General features: G+C 69.3%; 16 protein-coding genes and 1 riboswitch. Of the genes, 12 read left to right on the forward strand and 4 right to left on the reverse strand.

All coding sequences use genetic code 11. The features are described from left to right. Positions 1–54: 54 nt before the first annotated feature. Positions 55–840 (reverse strand): hypothetical protein, encoded by a 786-nt coding sequence (locus tag JOE30_RS13790; protein ID WP_204867291.1) that lies wholly within the window; start codon positions 838–840, stop codon positions 55–57. A gap of 234 nt (positions 841–1,074) precedes the next feature. On the opposite strand from JOE30_RS13790, the gene JOE30_RS13795 reads away from it, so the two are divergent. Beyond that, the gene (locus tag JOE30_RS13795) at positions 1,075–1,371 is read left to right on the forward strand and encodes a hypothetical protein (protein ID WP_204867293.1); all 297 of its coding nucleotides are present in this window, start codon (positions 1,075–1,077) and stop codon (positions 1,369–1,371) included. 99 nt (positions 1,372–1,470) lie between these two features. Here JOE30_RS13795 and JOE30_RS13800 read toward each other — a convergent pair whose 3' ends face one another. Then, the gene (locus JOE30_RS13800; protein WP_204867295.1) at positions 1,471–3,306 is read right to left on the reverse strand and encodes an NAD(P)/FAD-dependent oxidoreductase; all 1,836 of its coding nucleotides are present in this window, start codon (positions 3,304–3,306) and stop codon (positions 1,471–1,473) included. Between the two features lie 194 nt (positions 3,307–3,500). Between JOE30_RS13800 and JOE30_RS13805 the strand changes: the two genes are divergently transcribed. The 11 genes from JOE30_RS13805 to gcvP all read left to right on the forward strand — a co-directional run bounded on the left by JOE30_RS13805 (position 3,501) and on the right by gcvP (position 14,595). Beyond that, positions 3,501–4,547 carry a 2,3-butanediol dehydrogenase gene (locus JOE30_RS13805; RefSeq protein WP_204867297.1) on the forward strand — a complete coding sequence of 349 codons (1,047 nt, stop codon included), beginning with the start codon at positions 3,501–3,503 and terminating at the stop codon, positions 4,545–4,547. Positions 4,548–4,588: 41 nt separating this feature from the next. Beyond that, positions 4,589–5,368: an acetoin reductase gene (locus tag JOE30_RS13810; RefSeq protein WP_204867299.1), complete on the forward strand. Its 780-nt coding sequence runs from the start codon at positions 4,589–4,591 to the stop codon at positions 5,366–5,368. A 58-nt stretch (positions 5,369–5,426) separates the two neighbouring features. After that, on the forward strand, positions 5,427–6,731 hold the full coding sequence (locus JOE30_RS13815; RefSeq protein WP_204867301.1) for a GAF domain-containing protein: 1,305 nt from the start codon (positions 5,427–5,429) through the stop codon (positions 6,729–6,731). 19 nt (positions 6,732–6,750) lie between these two features. Continuing rightward, complete coding sequence (locus tag JOE30_RS13820; protein ID WP_204867303.1) at positions 6,751–7,359, forward strand: CoA pyrophosphatase; 609 nt, start codon at positions 6,751–6,753, stop codon at positions 7,357–7,359. Positions 7,360–7,406: 47 nt separating this feature from the next. Then, positions 7,407–8,027 (forward strand): CDP-alcohol phosphatidyltransferase family protein, encoded by a 621-nt coding sequence (locus JOE30_RS13825; RefSeq protein ID WP_204867305.1) that lies wholly within the window; start codon positions 7,407–7,409, stop codon positions 8,025–8,027. A gap of 109 nt (positions 8,028–8,136) precedes the next feature. Further along, positions 8,137–8,541 (forward strand): glycine cleavage system protein GcvH, encoded by a 405-nt coding sequence (gene gcvH / locus JOE30_RS13830; RefSeq protein WP_027505442.1) that lies wholly within the window; start codon positions 8,137–8,139, stop codon positions 8,539–8,541. A gap of 185 nt (positions 8,542–8,726) precedes the next feature. Then, positions 8,727–9,227 (forward strand): glycogen accumulation regulator GarA, encoded by a 501-nt coding sequence (garA, locus tag JOE30_RS13835; RefSeq protein ID WP_204867307.1) that lies wholly within the window; start codon positions 8,727–8,729, stop codon positions 9,225–9,227. Continuing rightward, positions 9,227–9,970, forward strand: coding sequence for a MerR family transcriptional regulator (locus JOE30_RS13840; RefSeq protein WP_204867309.1), 744 nt, complete (start codon positions 9,227–9,229; stop codon positions 9,968–9,970). Before garA ends, JOE30_RS13840 begins: the two co-directional genes overlap by 1 nt. 124 nt (positions 9,971–10,094) lie before the next feature. Next, the gene (locus JOE30_RS13845; protein WP_027505439.1) at positions 10,095–10,568 is read left to right on the forward strand and encodes a bifunctional nuclease family protein; all 474 of its coding nucleotides are present in this window, start codon (positions 10,095–10,097) and stop codon (positions 10,566–10,568) included. Positions 10,569–10,832: 264 nt separating this feature from the next. Beyond that, positions 10,833–11,405, forward strand: a complete 573-nt coding sequence (locus JOE30_RS13850) for a MerR family transcriptional regulator (protein WP_231476295.1) — start codon at positions 10,833–10,835, stop codon at positions 11,403–11,405. Positions 11,406–11,441: 36 nt separating this feature from the next. Then, positions 11,442–11,559: riboswitch (glycine riboswitch) on the forward strand. Between the two features lie 168 nt (positions 11,560–11,727). Continuing rightward, a complete protein-coding gene (gcvP, locus tag JOE30_RS13855; protein ID WP_204867311.1) occupies positions 11,728–14,595 on the forward strand; it encodes an aminomethyl-transferring glycine dehydrogenase in 2,868 nt (955 codons plus the stop codon). 18 nt (positions 14,596–14,613) lie between these two features. On the opposite strand, the gene JOE30_RS13860 is transcribed toward gcvP, so the two are convergent. Together JOE30_RS13860 and JOE30_RS13865 are read right to left on the reverse strand one after the other, a co-directional pair. Then, the gene (locus JOE30_RS13860) at positions 14,614–15,756 is read right to left on the reverse strand and encodes a metallophosphoesterase (protein ID WP_204870385.1); all 1,143 of its coding nucleotides are present in this window, start codon (positions 15,754–15,756) and stop codon (positions 14,614–14,616) included. A 31-nt stretch (positions 15,757–15,787) separates the two neighbouring features. Continuing rightward, positions 15,788–17,566: a substrate-binding domain-containing protein gene (locus tag JOE30_RS13865; RefSeq protein ID WP_204867313.1), complete on the reverse strand. Its 1,779-nt coding sequence runs from the start codon at positions 17,564–17,566 to the stop codon at positions 15,788–15,790. Between the last annotated feature and the right edge of the window lie 36 nt (positions 17,567–17,602).

The raw sequence follows: 17,602 nt of genomic DNA on the forward strand, positions 1-17,602 counted from the left end.
GCGTTGATCGTGAACTGTCCGAGTGGCGTCGACGCCCGATGCCACTGGGCCGGTTCAGCGAATACCGAGGATGGCGTCGAGCAGCGACGGAACACTCGGCGCGGTCACGATCGACGGGGTCGCCAGATCGAACGCCCCGAGCGCGGTGAGTACGTCGTCGCTCTGGGTCGCCGGGCCGCCGTAGGTGTTGGCCGCGACCGTGAAGTCGTCGCCGATGGAGGCCGAGGCGACGACGCTGGACCCGTCGTCCGCCCAACCCCATTTGGTTCCGGTGGCGGCGGCGAGTCGACCGGTGCCCCAGTCCTGGACCGTGCCGTCGGCCGCGACCGGCAGCGCCGTGGTCATCCACGCGAGGACAGGGCTGCCGGGATCGGTGCGCTTCTTGGTGTCGAGGAAGCGCACGGTGTCGGCCGTGCTGGTGTAGGAGTCGCCCCAGAAGCTGCCTCGCGACGTCGCGGTCAGTCCGTACTCGCGCGCCGCGGCGTCGATGGCGCCGGGGTACTTGCTGTCGAGCAGCGAGGCGGCCCAGTCGTCGCTCACCTGGATCATGCGAGCGGCGAGGTCGCGGTCCTCGGCGGACGAATCACCGTGTCGGAGCACGTGATCCGCGAGATAGAGCTTGACCGTGGAGAGTCCCGGCCGTGCCTCGTTCTCGTTGGCAGTGCCGACGTGGACGCCCGTCGAGAGCGAGGTGTACGACAGGGAGGTCCGCTCCGGAACGCCGGAGAAGTCGCCCGGTGCGGGCGCAGCGCTCGCGGGGGCCGCGAGGGCGGTGATCAGTGCGACGCCCACTGCGGCCGTCGCGAACCAGGTGGCCGGTCGTCTGTGTCGAACGTTCATCGTGCTGCCCCTCCGGCGGTCGTGCCGCCGACGAACGACGAACACCGTCGAATCTATTGCCTCCGCTACCGGAACGGTGGACGACGCCGCAGTGGCGTGGTGGGGATCACATACCCGCGCGGTCCGGTGCTCACACTGTCCCGGAGTGACCAGCCGCTGAGAAATTGCTGTGACTCGTCGGCATGTTCACCGATCCGTCACCGCGGTGTCGGATCGATGGGCAATACTCGCGTCGTGACACGCACACCCTTCCCCGCTGCCTCCAGGCCGACGACGCCCGGCGCAGCACCCCTGTCCACCGATCCGACCGATCCGTCGGAGACCGACCTCGCGATGGTCGCCTTCCTACGGCGGTGGTACGTCTACGGCGGCGGCCGCGCCGAGGACATCCTGGTGGAGTTCGGACTGGTGCCCCTCGAGTTCTTCGGTCGCGTGAAGGTGTTGCTCGAGAACGGTGTTCGGGTGACCGATCGGGCGTTGGTCGAGCCCATGCTCGCCGTCTGCCGAAAGCGACTCTGGCTCGGTCAGTGACGACCGACCTCACTCCGACCGTGGGCTGAGTTCGCTCGCTCCGACGACCGCCGTGCGCCTCACGCGTGTCCAGGGACACGCACGAGGCGCACGAGTGGTTCAGCGCAGGTGATGGACCTCCTGCAGCCCGTACACCGGGGTGTCCAGGCCCTCGTACCGAGCCTTGAGCTGCAGGCCGAGGTAGAGCGAGTAGTGCCGCGACTGGTGCAGGTTGCCGCCGTGGAACCACAGGTTGTCCTGCTGGGTCGGCTTCCACATGTTGCGCTGCTCGCCCTCCCACGGGCCGGGGTCCTTGGTGGTGTCGGAACCGAGACCCCAGCACTTGCCCACCTTGTCGGCCGTCTCCTGGTCCACCAGGTCGGCCACCCAGCCGTTCATCGATCCGTAGCCCGTCGCGTACACGACGAGATCGGCCTCGAGTTCCGTCCCGTCGGACAGCACCACCGCGTTCTCGGTCAGGTGATCGACCTGACCGCCGACGAGGTGGATGCTGCCGTCCGCCACCAGCTCCGAGGCGCCGACATCGATGTAGTAGCCGGAGCCGCGCCGCAGGTACTTCATGAAGAGTCCGGAGCCGTCGTCCCCGAAGTCGTGCTGGAAGCCGGCCTTCTCGAGGCGGTCGTAGAAGTCCTTGTCCTTCTCCGCGATCTGCTGGTACACCGGGATCTGGAACTCGTGCATGATGCGGTACGGCAGTGACGCGAAGGTGAGATCCGCCTTCTGCGTGGTCATTCCGGACTCGACGGCGCGCTCGGAGTACAGGTCGCCCAGCGCGATCTCGCACAGTGAGTCGGACTTGACGATGTGAGTGGACGACCGCTGGAGCATCGTGACGTCGGCGCCCGTCTCGAACAGCGCCTTGCAGATGTCGTGCGCCGAGTTGTTCGAGCCCACCACCACGACCTTCTTGCCGACGTAGGCGTCCGGACCGGGATGCTGACTCGAGTGATGCTGCTCGCCTCGGAAGACGTCCATTCCCGGGAAATTCGGGATGTTCGCCTTGCCGGACATGCCCGTCGCCATCACCAGCTGCTTCGGTCGCAGCGTCACCTCCTCGCCGTCGCGATCGACCACCACGGTCCATTCCCCGGCCGCCTCGTCGAACGACGCCGACAGGGCCGTCGTCTTCGACCAGTACGGCACCTCCATGACCTTCGTGTACATCTCGAGCCAGTCGCCGATCTTGTCCTTCGGGGCGAACACCGGCCAGTTGTCCGGGAACGGCAGGTAGGGGAGGTGGTCGTACCAGACCGGGTCGTGGAGGCACAGCGACTTGTAGCGCCCTCGCCACTGATCACCGGGACGCTCGCCGCGATCGACGACGATGGCCGGAACGCCCATCTGACGCAGGCGGGCACCCAGAGCTATGCCGCCCTGACCGCCGCCGACGACGAGGGCGTAGGGCTGGACGCCGTATCCCAGTTCCTTCTCCTCCATGTCGCGTCGCTCGGCCCAGGTCTTCGTCTGCTTGTTCGAGCCGTGCACAGCCCCCATCGGTCGCGCGTGCCCGCGCGGTTCCTCGTACCCCTTCAGTTCCTGCATCGTCGTCAGCAGTGTCCAGGCGAGGGCTGTGCCGGTGTCGGCGTCCTCGCGAAGACGTAGATGGCCCTTCCCGCGCGCAGCCGCCGTCTCGAACTCGATCCAGGCGGAGATGACGCCGTCGGCCTCGTCCGGGGCCTCGGTGGTGTGGAAGCCGCGCGGGTCGACATCGTCCAGTCGAGCCGTCAGCATGTCCGCGATGCCGTCGCGTCCCTCGACGGTCTTCAGGTTCCAGGTGAACGTCACCAAGTCGCGCCAGAAGCTGTCGACGGCGAACATCGCGACGACTCGATCGATGTCCCGCGCTGCGAGCCCCGCTTCGAAATCGGCCAACCATGCGTCCACTCGCTGCTGCGGCGAGATGCTCTGCGTGGGTGGCTCGAGGGTCTGGGTCATGACAACTCCGTCTTCGTCGTTCCGTGGTCGTACTCGTGTGATGCACAGCACACGCCGCGGACGCGGTCGCGAGGAAGAGTTGCAGCGGGTTGCAGTCGCAGGTGCAACCGACTGCAACCCTGTCGTGCTGTGCCGCGTGTCACATAGAACGGTGATCACGGCCGTCGCTGGGACGGCCGGTGAGGAGTCGAACGATGCGCGCAGCGGTGTACCACGGACCCGGCAAGGTCGAGATCGCCGATGTCCCGGAGCCCGATCCCGGTCCGGACCAGGTGAAGATCGCCGTCGGGGCGAACGGCATCTGCGGCACCGACCTGCACGAGTACTACGCCGGTCCCATCTTCATTACCACCGAGCCGCACGCCCTGACCGGTCAGCAGATGCCGCTGATTCTCGGGCACGAGTTCTCCGGCACCATCACGGAGCTCGGCGCGGGAGTGACGGGGTGGTCGATCGGCGACCGTGTCGCCATCGAACCGCTGTACCGCTGCGGGCACTGTGGTCCGTGTCGAGCCGGCAACTACAACGTGTGCCAGTCGATCGGCTTTCACGGACTGATGTCCGACGGCGGAATGGCCGAGTACACGGTGGTGCCGACCGACATGCTGCACGCGCTGCCGGACTCGGTGTCCCTCGATCTGGGTGCGTTGGTGGAGCCGATGTCGGTGGCCTACCACGCGGCGACTCTGGGTGAGGTGCGCGAGGGCGACACCGCGATGGTGTTCGGGGCGGGACCGATCGGCATCGGGCTCTGGTTCGCGCTGCGCGGCAAGGGGCTCGACGACATCCTCGTGGTGGAGCCGTCCGCGACCCGGCGAGCAGCGATCGAAGCGCTCGGTGCGCGCACTCTCGACCCCACGTCCGTCGATGTCCCCGCGCTGGTTGCCGACGAGACGGACGGGCGCGGCGCCGACGCCGTGTACGACGCGGCCGGTGTCGCGCCGGCGGTGGCGACCGCGCTGGCGTGCGTCGGGTCCCGCAAGCCGATGGTCAGCGTGGCCATCTACGAGAAGCCGCTCACCACACCGCTTCTCGATCTGGTGATGAAGGAGGCCCGCATCCAGGGGTCGCTCTGCTACACCTCCGCCGACTACGACGCCGTCATCGCTCTGATGGCCGACGGCGTGTACGACCCCACCGGGTGGGTGTCGCGCATCGCGATGGACGCGGTGATCGACGACGGATTCGAGGCACTGCACGCCGGCACGAAGATGAAGGTCCTCGTCGATCCGTCGCTCTGAGCTCTGTCCCACACATGCACCATCACACGAAGGAGACACACATGAGCATCGACGGTCAGGTTGCCCTCGTCACGGGCGCAGGACAGGGAATCGGGCGGGGAATCGCCCTCCGACTTGCGCGCGACGGCGCGGACATCGCCCTCGTCGACGTGCGCGACGACGGCATCGGCCAGGTCGCCGACGAGGTGCGGGAGCTCGGTCGCTCAGCCACGACGATCGTCGCCGACGTCAGCGATCGCCGACAGGTGTTCGACGCCGTCGACCGGGCCGCCTCGGAGCTGGGAGGTCTCGACATCGTGGTGAACAACGCCGGGATCGCACTCGTCGGACCGTTGTCCGAGGCCACGCCGGAGGAGGTCGGCCGGATCTTGTCGATCAACGTCGAGGGCGTGCTGTGGGGTATCCAGGCGGCGGCCGCGACGTTCATCGAACTCGGTCGGCCCGGCCGCATCATCAACGCGTCGTCCATCGCGGGGCACGACGGGTTCGAGATGCTCGGTGTCTACAGCGCCACCAAGTTCGCCGTGCGCGGTCTCACGCAGGCTGCCGCCAAGGAGTACGCCTCCGCCGGGATCACCGTGAACGCCTACTGCCCGGGGGTGGTGGGCACGGACATGTGGGTCACCATCGACAAGCGGTTCGCCGAACTGACGGGTGCGGAAGAGGGCGCGACCTTCGAGAAGTTCGTGGGCGGTATCGCGTTGGGCCGTGCCGAGACTCCCGACGACGTCGCGGGATACGTCTCCTACCTCGCCGGCCCCGACGCGGCGTACATGACCGGTCAGGCCGGTCTCATCGACGGCGGACTCGTCTACCGATGACCGATCGGGGCAGACCCGGGGATGACGTGCACTGTGATGTGGAGCACAATCGGTGTCGATGACTCGAACCTCCGGACCCGAGCCCGCCGTCGCGGCAGGTGAGGACCCACGTCGGTACGCGCAGCTGCTGTCCGCCGTGTACGACGCGACCATGTCGGGTGCCCGCGCGCCCGCTCGCCCCCGCGACGTCATCGGCGACTCGTGGCAGCGCGTGATGAACCTGGGTGTCGACCCGGAGAACCGCGGGCCCGCCGACTCGGTCGACGCCGCGGCACTCGAGCAGATGCGTCGAGACTCCGGGCTCGTGGAGATCCTGCCGGAGTTGACCGGGAGCCTGCGTTCGGTTCTGCAGGACTCGGACAACCTGCTGGTGGTCGCGGACCGGCTCGGGCGGGTGCTGTGGCGCAGCGGGGCGCCCTCGGTGCTCGACCGCGCCGATCGGCTCGGCTTCGTCGAGGGCGCCGACTGGGCCGAGGACAGTGTGGGAACCAACGCCATCGGCACGGCGCTGGTCTCGCGCTCGGCGGTGCAGATCTTCTCCGCCGAGCACTTCGTGCGCACTCATCACGCGTGGACGTGTGCGAGCAGCCCCATCAAGGATCCGCGTACCGGCCGGGTGCTGGGCCTCGTCGACGTCAGCGGACCCGCGAGCTCGGTGCACCCCACCACGCTGGCGCTGATCGATGCCGTGTCTCGGCTGGCCGAAGCTCAGCTGCGCGAACAACATCGACGCACGCTCGACAACCTGCGCTCGGTGGCGGCGCCGATGCTGGCACGGTCGGAGACGCCCGCGCTGGCCGTCGACGGGCACGGGTGGGTCGCGGCGGTGGCGTCGGTCCCGGTGCGCAATCGAGTGCTGCTTCCCGACGAGGTGGCGCCGGGTCGACTGTGGGTACCGACGCTCGGTGTGTGCGATCTGGAGCCGCTGCCCGGTGGCTGGATGGTGCGACCGGCGTCCTCGCAACGCGACGGAGTCGTCGACGGGGAGTCGACGCCGACGACGATCCGCATCGACGTGTCCGACCCCTCCCGCACCGTGGTCGAGGTGTCGAGCCCGTTCGGGACCTGGTCGCACGAGCCGACGCCTCGGCACGCGGAGATCCTCTTCCTGCTCGCCGCGAGACGGGACGGGCGCACCGCGGCGGAGCTCGCGACGGAACTGTTCGGTGACAACGGCCGTGCCATCACGGTCCGAGCCGAGATGTCGCGGCTGCGCAAGGCCTTCGCCGGCGTCGTGCTCGCCCAGCCGTACCGGATCGACGAGTCCGCTGTCGTGGAGCTGGCTCTTCCGGTGGATCGCTCGCGCATCCTGCCGTACTCGGCGGCTCCGGCCGTGCGGGCGCTGCGCGCGCCCGCCCGGTGAGGCTGGCTACTGTCGCCTGATGGACACACGCCTCGAACGTGCAGAGATCGTGCGGACGCTGGACTGTTTCGAGAGTCGGCTCATCGAGGGCGGTGACGAACGGCGAGCATCGGTCGTCGTGGCCGTCGGCGGGGAGCCCGGCGATCGGCACGTGCTGCTGACGAAGAGGCCCTCCCGGATGCGTGCGCATCCGGGCCAGTTCGCGTTGCCCGGCGGGCGGGTCGACGACGGCGAGACGCCGGTGGAGGCCGCCCTGCGTGAACTGGAGGAGGAGGTCGGCATTCGAGTCGGGCCGGACTCCGTCCTCGGGACGCTCGACGACTATCGCACCCGCTCCGGCTACGTCATCCGTCCGTTCGTGGTGTGGATCGCGGACTGGACCGGGGACGCGGTGCCCAATCCCGACGAGGTGGAGTTCCTCTACCGCGTCACCGCGGACGAGTTGGACGTCGACGCCCGGTTCGTGTCGATCGCCGAGTCGCCGCGACCAGTGGTGCAGTGGCCCTTTCGCTCGAGCCTGGTACACGCACCCACGGGAGCGGTGGTGCACCAGTTCCGCGAGGTGGTGCTCGGCGGGCGGCACACTCGCGTGCACGACTACGAGCAGCCTGTCTTCGCCTGGCGCTGAGCGGCTCGTCGGGTCCGAACGGCGCGCCCGTGTGGAAAGCTCGGGGGATGACCGGTCCGGCGTCCGACAGCCCTCGCGACGTGGTCGCCGGTGTCGTCGGCGATCGCATCCTGACGGTGCCCAACGCTCTGAGTGTCGTTCGCCTGCTCGGGGTGCCGGTGTTCCTGTGGTTGTTGCTGGGGGAGCAGGCGTACGGCTGGGCGCTGCTGCTGCTTCTGCTCAGCGGGGCCACGGACTGGCTGGACGGCAAGCTCGCCCGGCTGCTCGACCAGTCGTCGGCCCTGGGTGCTCTGCTGGATCCGTTCGTCGATCGCCTGTACGTCGTCACCACCCTGGTGGGGTTCGCCCTCGCGGGCATCCTCCCGTGGTGGGTGGCCGTGGTCCTGATCGCGCGGGACGGCATCCTCGCACTCACCCTGCTGCTCTACCGGCGGCGGGGACTTGCTCCGCCCGAGGTCATCTACCTCGGCAAGGCCGCGACGTTCGTGCTGATGAGTGCCCTGCCGTTCCTTCTCGCCGCGCGGGTGGACTGGGTCGGCGCCGACGTGATCGCGATTCCGGCGCAGGCCCTGCTGGTGTGGGGGACCGCGCTGTACCTCTACACGGGCGCGTTGTACCTCGGCCTGGCGCTCGGTCCGGTCCGACGCCTCCCGCTCGCCACACGATGAACCGGGGAGCGCCCGCCTTGCGGATGCGGAAAGCTCGCCAATACGCTCAGCGCGAGTGCGGTTCTCCTCGTCCGCACCGCGACAACGCCTGCGAAAGGACCCGGTTCACGTGAGCCAGACCGATATCCCCACCGAGTTGCGGTACACGGCCGAGCACGAATGGGTCCAGCGGACCGGCCCCACCACCGTGCGCGTGGGCGTCACCGACTACGCACAGTCGCAGCTCGGCGACGTCGTCTTCGTCCAGCTGCCCACCGAGGACGATGCGGTGTCGGCCGGTGAGTCGCTCGGCGAGGTGGAGTCCACCAAGAGCGTCTCCGACATCTACGCCCCGCTGTCGGCCAAAGTGGTTGCGGTGAACGGTGAACTGGACGGCGACCCGGAACTGGTGAACAGTGATCCGTACGGCGCGGGCTGGCTCGTGGACCTGTCCGTCGACTCCGAGAGCGATCTCGACGACGCCCTCGAGGCGATGATGGACGCCGAGGGGTACGCGTCGATCACGACCACGTAACAGCCGTGCCCGGCGGGGCTGCAAGCACGCCCGGGCGACGGTGTGTGCAAGGTACGGTCGGTAAGGTCCTCACGTGGTTCGGCGGCACCCCGGTCGGGGAACCGCGGAACCGTCAGACAAGCGTGACAAGAGAATGTGCTGAATCGCCTCGTGGGTGAGGGGCGATCAGATCGAGGAGGAGAAACGTGAGCGATAACGGCAACGACGGCGTCTACGGAGAGTCCCCCGCGGAGACCACCTCGGTCTTCCGAGCGGATTTCCTGAACGAGATCGATTCCGCAGCGGCGCCCCAGGGCTCCTCCGACTCACCGGTCTCCGGGGTCGAGGGTCTGCCCGTCGGTTCCGCCCTGCTCGTCGTCAAGCGTGGCCCCAACGCGGGCTCGCGCTTCCTGCTGGACCAGCCCACGACGTCCGCGGGACGCCACCCGGACAGCGACATCTTCCTCGACGACGTCACCGTGAGCCGTCGCCACGCGGAGTTCCGTCAGGACGACGAGGATTTCCAGGTCGTCGACGTCGGCAGCCTCAACGGCACCTACGTCAACCGTGAGCCCGTGGACTCCGCCGTTCTGGCGAACGGCGACGAGGTGCAGATCGGCAAATTCCGTCTCGTGTTCCTGACCGGTCCGAAGGGCCAGTCCGCAGGCGGCCAGCTCGGCGAGACGTCTGCCGGCGCAGGTAGCTGATGACGGCAGTCGGGCAGCAGTCCGGTGGCGGCATGTCGATCGGGTCCGTACTCGATCGTCTGCGCCCGGACTTCCCCGACGTCACCATTTCGAAGATCCGTTTTCTCGAGGCCGAGGGACTGATCTCCCCGGAACGAACGGCGTCGGGTTACCGGAGATTCTCCGTCGAGGACTGTGAGCGCCTGCGCTACGTCCTCACGGCGCAGCGCGATCACTACCTTCCGTTGAAGGTCATCAAGGAACAGCTGGACGCTCTGGACAACGGCATCCGTTCCGTGGGTCCCGACGGTGTCACCACGGCACCCAAGGGGCCACGCGTTCTGGCTCTGGCGCCCGGAAGTGTCTCGCCCACCGAGTTTCTCGGTGAGCGGCGCGTCCGGATGAGCCGTGCCGACCTGCTCGAGCGTGCGGGCGTGGAGGAACCGTTCCTGCTCGAACTGCAGAAGAGCGGCCTCGTCTCGGCGGGTCCGGCCGGCTTCTACGACGAGGAAGCCGTGGTGCTCGTGCGCACGGCATGGGCGATGGCGCAGTACGGGCTCGAGGTGCGGCATCTGCGCGCGTTCAAGCTCGCCGCGGACCGCGAGGCGAACCTGCTGGCTCAGGTTGCCGGGCCGGTGGCACTGGGTCGTGACGCGGGCGCGCGCGACCGCGCCGAGGAGCTCGTCCGGGAGCTGGCCGCGTTGTCGCTGTCGCTCCACACGTCGTTGGTCAAGTCCGCGGTTCACGGGATACTGGACAAGTAGCCCCGAGGGCGTGCGTCGGCCGCTCGCACGGCCGGTCGTCGGCGCCGCGGGTCAATACACTGGAGAGCACGTCCGCCCCGTCGAGTGCGCGGGCGACGAGTCACAGCAGCTGGGAGGCGGCGCAATGGGCGAGATGCGCGTGATCGGTATCCGGGTGGAGCAGCCACAGAATCAACCTGTTCTGCTGTTGCGCGAGTCGGACGGGGAACGGTACCTGCCGATCTGGATCGGCCAGACGGAAGCCACGGCGATCGCACTGGAGCAGCAGGGCGTGCAACCGCCGCGTCCGCTGACCCACGATCTCATCGGTGACATCGTCACGGCCCTGGGGCGATCGCTGAAGGAGGTCCGCATCGTCGATCTCCAGGAGGGCACCTTCTACGCCGACCTGGTCTTCGACCAGGACGTGCGCGTCTCGGCACGCCCGTCGGACTCGGTCGCCATCGCCCTGCGAGCCGGTGTCCCCATCTTCGCGGAGGAGCCCGTCCTGGCCGAAGCGGGTCTGGTGATGCCGGACGAGCGCGAGGACGAGGTGGAGAAGTTCAAGGAATTCCTGGACACCATCTCGCCGGACGACTTCAAGGCGACCGACGGTTAGATAACGATCGAGTCTCACCCTTGAGTTGAGGTTGAGGCTTACCGCGTGGCGCGTTGCCTCACGGCTCCGCGGTCCATAGCGTTCGGGTCGATGAAGGACGTGCCGCTCACCGCGGCGAGGGCGTATTCTCGACCTCGCCGAGCGTCACGGATGTCATCGTCGTTCTCACCGCGCATGCCGAACAGGTTCGCGGACGAGGACTCCAGGCGGACCATCCGAGAGGGAGAGAAACACGTGGCAGATCAGCCGCAGGAGCCGGAGCAGATGAGCCTGCTGGCATCGAACGACGTGGACGAGGTGCAACCCGGTCTCTTCCCCGACGATTCGGTTCCGGACGAGTTGGTCGGCTACCGCGTCCCCAGTGCGTGCCAGATCGCCGGCATCACCTATCGGCAGCTCGACTACTGGGCCCGCACCGGCCTCGTGGTGCCGTCCATCCGCGGCGCGGCAGGATCCGGCAGCCAGCGGCTGTACTCCTTCAAGGACATCCTGGTCCTCAAGATCGTCAAGCGGCTCCTGGACACCGGCATCTCGCTCCAGAACATCCGTGTCGCCGTCGATCACCTCCGTCGTCGTGGCGTGGCAGATCTGGCCCGCATCACGCTGTTCTCGGACGGCACCACCGTCTACGAGTGCACGTCCGCCGAGGAGGTCGTCGACCTGTTGCAGGGCGGACAGGGCGTCTTCGGGATCGCGGTCAGCGGCGCCATGCGCGAACTGACCGGCGCCATCGCCGACTTCCCCGCCGAGCGTGCCGACGGCGGCGAGAGCCAGCCGACGCCCGAGGACGAGCTCGCCTCCCGCCGCAAGAATCGCGCGAGCCGCAAGACCGGCTGACCCGCCGGTGCCCGCTCCCATATACTGAGGCAGCGTCGACGCCGCACGGGAGAGCTTCGCCGGGACACGGTCCGTCACAGGACCAAGCCCGGCGAGCGCCGAAGGAGCAGCACCTCTCCGTCAATCTCTCAGGCACCCGGACCGTGCGGGCTCCGACGCCTCTGGAAAGTGGTGGAATCGTCCACCCGCCCACGGGGAAAGGCGCCGTACGCGGCGGCCGAATCTCTCAGGCGCCCGGTGGTCTCGGGCATCACGACAGAGGGAGAGGGGCGTCCCTCCCTGCGTGTGGGGCGTGCACCTCGCCACCACCACGGGAGATCACGTGACCGCCGAACCCCGCTCGACCTCCGGACTCCGCACCTTCGTCGACCGCCACATCGGGCCCGACGCGGAGCAGACCGCGCGACTCCTCGACGTCATCGGTGTGGCGAGCCTGGACGATCTCGCTGCCGCCGCGGTACCCGCAGACATTCTCGACGCCGCCGTCGACGGCATCGCGGACGGCCTGGACGCTCTGCCCGCGCCGGTCTCCGAACACGAGGCGCTCGCCGAACTGGCCGCTCTGGCCGCCGGCAACACCGTCGCGACGTCCATGATCGGCCAGGGGTACAGCGCCACGCTCACCCCGCCCGTCCTGGTGCGCAACATCCTCGAGAACCCGGCCTGGTACACCGCGTACACGCCGTACCAGCCCGAGATCAGCCAGGGCCGGCTCGAGGCACTGCTCAATTTCCAGACCATGGTGTCCGACCTGACGGGTATGGACATCGCCAACTCCTCGATGCTCGACGAGGGCACCGCCGCGGCGGAGGCCATGACGCTGCTGCGCCGTGCCGGCAAGTCGAAGTCGGCCCGCCTGGTCCTCGACACCGACCTGTTCCCGCAGACCCGCGCCGTGATCGCGACGCGCGCGGAGCCGCTCGGCATCGAGCTCGTCGACGCCGACCTCGCGGCGGGCCTGCCCGAGGGCGAGTTCTTCGGCGTCGTGTCGCAGACGCCGGGTGCGTCGGGCCGCATCGTCGACCTCACGTCGGTGATCGCCGAGGCGCACGACCGGGGCGCCCTCGTGGCCGTCGGCGCGGACCTCCTCGCCGCCACTCTCGTCACCTCACCCGGCGAGCAGGGGGCCGACGCGTGCTTCGGCACGTCGCAGCGATTCGGTGTCCCGATGGGCTTCGGTGGGCCCCATGCGGGATACCTGGCCGTGCGCACCTCCCACGCGCGTCAGTTGCCGGGCCGCCTCGTGGGCGTCTCCGTCGACGCCGACGGATCGCCTGCCTACCGCCTCGCACTGCAGACACGTGAGCAGCACATCCGCCGCGAGAAGGCGACGTCCAACATCTGCACCGCGCAGGTGCTCCTCGCCGTCGTCGCTGCGATGTACGCGAGCTACCACGGTGCCGACGGGCTCACCGCCATCGCGCGCCGCGTCGCCGGCCACGCGGCCTCGCTGGGTGCAGCGCTGCGCGCCGGCGGCGTCACCGTGGTGCACGAGGACTACTTCGACACCGTCCTCGCCCGCGTGCCCGGCCGCGCGGCCGTGGTGGTCGCCGCCGCGAAGTCGGGCGCCGCGATCAATCTCCGCTTCGTGGACGACGACCACGTGGGCATCTCCTGCGACGAGGCCACGATCGACGCACATGTGGAGGCCGTGCTGCAGGCCTTCGGTGTCGAGCCGACCTCCGCCTCCGGCTCCGCGCCGATCGCCGTTCCCGGCGCCCTCTCCCGTACGTCGGAGTTCCTGACGCACCCGGCGTTCACGCGGTACCGCACCGAGACCGCCATGCTCCGGTACCTCCGCGCGCTGTCCGACAAGGACATCGCTCTCGACCGCAGCATGATCCCGTTGGGCTCGTGCACCATGAAGCTCAACGCCACCGCGGAGATGGAGCCCATCACGTGGCCGGGCTTCAACGCCCTGCACCCCTTCGCACCCGCGGACGACGCTTCCGGCATGGCGCGCATCATCGGCGACCTCGAGGAGTGGCTCGTCGCGGTCACCGGCTACGACGCGGTGTCCCTGCAGCCGAACGCAGGCAGCCAGGGCGAGTACGCGGGCCTGCTGGCGATCCGCAACTATCACCGCAGCCGCGGCGACGACGCACGCACCATCTGCCTCATCCCGTCCAGTGCCCACGGCACCAATGCCGCGTCAGCGGTGATGGCCGGAATGAAGGTCGTGGTGGTGGCGTGCCGCACAAACGGTGACGTGGACGTCGACGACCTGCGCGCGAAGGTGGCCGAGCACGCCGAGTCGCTGGCCGCCATCATGATCACCTACCCCTCGACGCACGGCGTCTACGAACACGAGATCGGTGACATCTGCGCCGCGGTGCACGACGCGGGTGGACAGGTGTACGTCGACGGCGCGAACCTCAACGCTCTGGTCGGCGTGGCGCGCCCCGGTCGCTTCGGCGGCGACGTCAGCCACCTGAACCTGCACAAGACGTTCTGCATCCCGCACGGCGGCGGCGGCCCCGGCGTCGGTCCGATCGGCGTCCGCTCCCACCTCGCGCAGTTCCTGCCCGGACACCCGTTCGTGGAGGGGCTCGGTGAGACCGGTGCGATCTCGGCCGCGCCGTACGGTTCGGCGTCCATCCTGCCGATCACGTGGGCATACATCCGCATGATGGGTGCGGCCGGTCTGCGGCGTGCGACCCTCACCGCGATCGCGTCGGCGAACTACATCGCCCGCCGACTCGACGAGTACTTCCCGGTGCTCTACACCGGCGATCGCTCGATGGTCGCGCACGAGTGCATCCTGGATCTGCGGCCCATCACCAAGCGCACCGGGGTGACGGTCGACGACGTGGCGAAACGGTTGGCGGACTACGGTTTCCACGCACCGACGATGAGCTTCCCGGTGTCGGGCACCCTCATGATCGAGCCGACCGAGAGCGAGAATCTCGACGAGATCGACGCCTTCGTCGACGCCCTGATCGCCATCCGTGCGGAGATCGAACGAGTGGCGTCGGGGGAGTGGACCGTGGACGACAACCCGCTCCGGGGCGCGCCGCACACGGCGCACTGCCTCGTCACCGACTGGACGCATCCGTACACGCGTGAGGAGGCCGTCTACCCGGCCGGTACCTCGCGAGCCAAGGTGTGGCCGTCGGTGCGGCGGATCGACGGCGCACACGGCGATCGCAACCTCGTGTGCTCCTGCCCGCCGATCGAGGCCTTCGCCTGACCCACTGACGCGACGTGATCAGCGCGCCGTCCGGAGCTCCAACAGGGAGATCTCGGGCGGCGCGCCGATGCGGACCGGGGGACCCCAGGCGCCGGCGCCGCGGGTGGTGTAGAGCGTGGTGTCGCCGATGGTGTCGAGGCCCTGGACCGAGGGCTGTTGCAGCGGTACGAGATACACGATCGGCCAGATCTGTCCGCCGTGGGTGTGGCCGGAGACCTGCATGTCCACACCGAGATCGGACGCCTGCGTCGCCTGCTTGGGCTGGTGCGCCGCGAGCAGCTGGAAACGGGCCCGGTCGGTGCCCTCGAGGGCTGCCGCCAGATCCGGCTCGTACGGTTCCGGCGCCGTGAGGTCCTCGATACCGACCAGATCGATCGTGTCGACGCCGCGGGTGAGCGGGACCGTCTCGTTGCGCAGGACCCGCAGTCCCAGCGAGTCGTACAGGTTGAGCCATGCGCCGCCGTCACCCGCATAGAACTCGTGGTTGCCGCTGGTGACCACGACACCCAGCGGAGCAGACAGTGCGCTCAGCGGAGCCAGTGCCGGGCCCACGAGGTCCACGGTTCCGTCGACGAGGTCCCCGGCGATGATGATGAGGTCCGGCTTCTCGGCCATGAGGGTGTCGACGACCCCCTGCACGAACGCCTCGCCGCGTGCCGGGCCGACGTGCAGGTCGGACACCAGGCCCACCCGCACACCGTCGAACGAGGCCGGCAGAGCGGCGAGTTCGACCGTCGTCCGGGTCACCTTCGGGGTGGCGGCCGCGACGACTCCGTATGCGACGGCCACCACGGTGCCGAGGACGAGAACAGCGGTGGCGGGACGCACGAACGCGCGCCGTGCGGACACCCCGTCGCGGTGGGCGACACGCGCTCCGATCCGCACCACCAGTGCGCCCACGGCGATGAGCAGGGAACCGAGGCACAGGTACAGGAGTGCGGCGAGCCAGGTCAGTCCCGGGTACGCGACGTAGCGGGCCCAGGAGGGATCCAGGACCTCACCGCTGCCGATGCCGACCACCGCGGCGGCCCAGAACGCCACGAGAACGGCATCTGCGGCGGGGCGTGCAGCGCCGGTGAGTCCGGTGGCCACCACCAGCCGGCGGTGCAGGACGAACGTCACGATCGCCAGGAGCACGGCGAACGTCAGCATGCGGATCACGGGGAAGCCCTTCGGCATTCGGTGGAGATCGTCACCGGTCGGAGGACAATCGGTCGAGCGTGGCGGCGAGTGAGGAGTCGGAGGAGGACACCTCGACCAGCTCGCCTCCGGTCTGGCCCGCGAGGCTGCGCAGCGTCGCGATGTCCGAGTTCTGGGTCAGAGACACCACGTCGATGCGGACCGGACGCGCAGGGTCCGACGCGGCGGCGATCGCCTGGAGGAAGGACGCGGCGGAGATCGACGTGTCGTCGTTCGGGCCGTCGGTGACGAGAAGAACCGAGTTGGTCCCGTCGCCCGACCAGTTCTGCACCGCCGAGTCGTAGGCCGCCTGCACGGAGGCGTAGGTCGACGTGGCGGTGGCGGGGGACAGACCGGCGAGAGAGCTGTCCAGTGCGGCACGGGACTCGGAATTCGCCTCGGTGAGCGGGACCTCCACCCGGTACGGCCGTGATCCGTCCAGTGCCCGGCTGTACGTCCACAGGCCGATCCGGGTGGTGTCGGGGACCGCGCCGATCACCTGCCGCAGGGCGGACGTCACGTTGGTCAGGCGCGTGGCGGACCCGTCGATCGACTCCATCGATCCCGACACGTCGAGCAGGACGGTGGTGCTCGACGGGCGGGTGGGGGACGCCAGGGTGTCGAGCACCGCCGTGCGCGCCGCCGGTTCGGGCGATGCGGCGGGCTGACCGATCGCAGGGAAGGTCAGTCCCGCCACCGACGGTGGTGCCGCCTCGGCAGTTCCGTCGGCGGTGGGAACTCGGAATCCCTGCTGCAGGAACACCTGCTGCTGTTCGGCTCCGCGGGCGAACTCCGCGAACTCGGCCGCAGCCGCGCGTTGGGTCGCATCACTGTCCGAGAGCACCACCGCGGGATGGTCGGCACTCGGCGTCGATCCGGCCGGGCGGAAGGCGGCCAGCTGCTGGCCCTCCGTGATCCGGCCGTACAACTGCTGTTCGGTGACCGGGACGGCGTGGACCGGGGCGGCCGCGGGGTCGCCGCCCTGCACCATCGCGTCGAGAGCGGCCGCAGCATCGGCGGGCGGCGTGGGAGTCGCGTCCGTCGCCGCGCGGGAGAGCGCGGAGATCGCCGACACCACGGGCGCGGACGCGGCCTGATCGGCGGTGAGCGACGGGGTGGACGCGGTGGGATCGGCGATCGCCGCAGCCACCGACACCAGAGCCGCGGCGGTGGTCGACCCGGCCGGCAGTGCCGGCCGCAGGGACCCCCAGCCCGCGGCGCCGATGGCGTCGAGCGACTCGGGCGTGGCGGCGAGACGAGGCAGGTCGGCCCACCCGACGGCTGCCGCTCCCAGCGTGTCGGCGAGCTCCGGTGCGACACCGAGGACGACGGGACTGGTGGCGAGAGACCGGGGGGTGCTGTCGACCCGCCGCGCGTCGATCAGCGGCGCCGCATCCGCCGTGGTCGCGGGGATCCACAACGACGGACGAGGACCGGCCGCCGCGTCGTACGGATCGGACGCGAGGGCCGCTGCCGCGACGTCCGACGCCGTCTCGGTCACCGTCGTGGTGACGCAGTGATCGCGCACCACCGGTGCCGTGGCGTCCCACGCCGCGGCGACCGTACGCACGGCGTCGGCAATGTCGGGATCGGCCGTGACGGCCAGCACGGCGTCACCCTCCACACAGGCCTTCGCGGCCTGCTCACCCTCGTCGGTGATGCGGTCGCGCAGCGCCGACCAGCCCAGGACGGCCGCGACGAGCAGCACGAGGACGACGATGACCACGACGGGTCCGCGGCTCACGCCGCGACGACCACCCGACGTGGACGCGGTGCGACGATGCTCTCCCACCCTCGGGACCCGTCCTCTCTCGTGCTGCTCCCGGCC

The sequence above is a fragment of the Rhodococcus sp. PvP016 genome (genome assembly GCF_017832185.1).
GTDB lineage: Bacteria > Actinomycetota > Actinomycetes > Mycobacteriales > Mycobacteriaceae > Rhodococcoides.

Excerpts from the sequence above, each read along its gene's own strand:
- JOE30_RS13825 (WP_204867305.1), top strand. The coding sequence starts at position 7,407 with ATGACCGGTCCGGCGTCCGACAGCCCTCGCGACGTGGTCGCCGGTGTC.
- JOE30_RS13790 (WP_204867291.1), bottom strand. The coding sequence starts at position 840 with ATGAACGTTCGACACAGACGACCGGCCACCTGGTTCGCGACGGCCGCA.
- JOE30_RS13810 (WP_204867299.1), top strand. The coding sequence starts at position 4,589 with ATGAGCATCGACGGTCAGGTTGCCCTCGTCACGGGCGCAGGACAGGGA.
- JOE30_RS13800 (WP_204867295.1), bottom strand. The coding sequence starts at position 3,306 with ATGACCCAGACCCTCGAGCCACCCACGCAGAGCATCTCGCCGCAGCAG.
- JOE30_RS13850 (WP_231476295.1), top strand. The coding sequence starts at position 10,833 with ATGAGCCTGCTGGCATCGAACGACGTGGACGAGGTGCAACCCGGTCTC.
- JOE30_RS13820 (WP_204867303.1), top strand. The coding sequence starts at position 6,751 with ATGGACACACGCCTCGAACGTGCAGAGATCGTGCGGACGCTGGACTGT.
- JOE30_RS13845 (WP_027505439.1), top strand. The coding sequence starts at position 10,095 with ATGGGCGAGATGCGCGTGATCGGTATCCGGGTGGAGCAGCCACAGAAT.
- JOE30_RS13805 (WP_204867297.1), top strand. The coding sequence starts at position 3,501 with ATGCGCGCAGCGGTGTACCACGGACCCGGCAAGGTCGAGATCGCCGAT.
- JOE30_RS13815 (WP_204867301.1), top strand. The coding sequence starts at position 5,427 with ATGACTCGAACCTCCGGACCCGAGCCCGCCGTCGCGGCAGGTGAGGAC.
- JOE30_RS13840 (WP_204867309.1), top strand. The coding sequence starts at position 9,227 with ATGACGGCAGTCGGGCAGCAGTCCGGTGGCGGCATGTCGATCGGGTCC.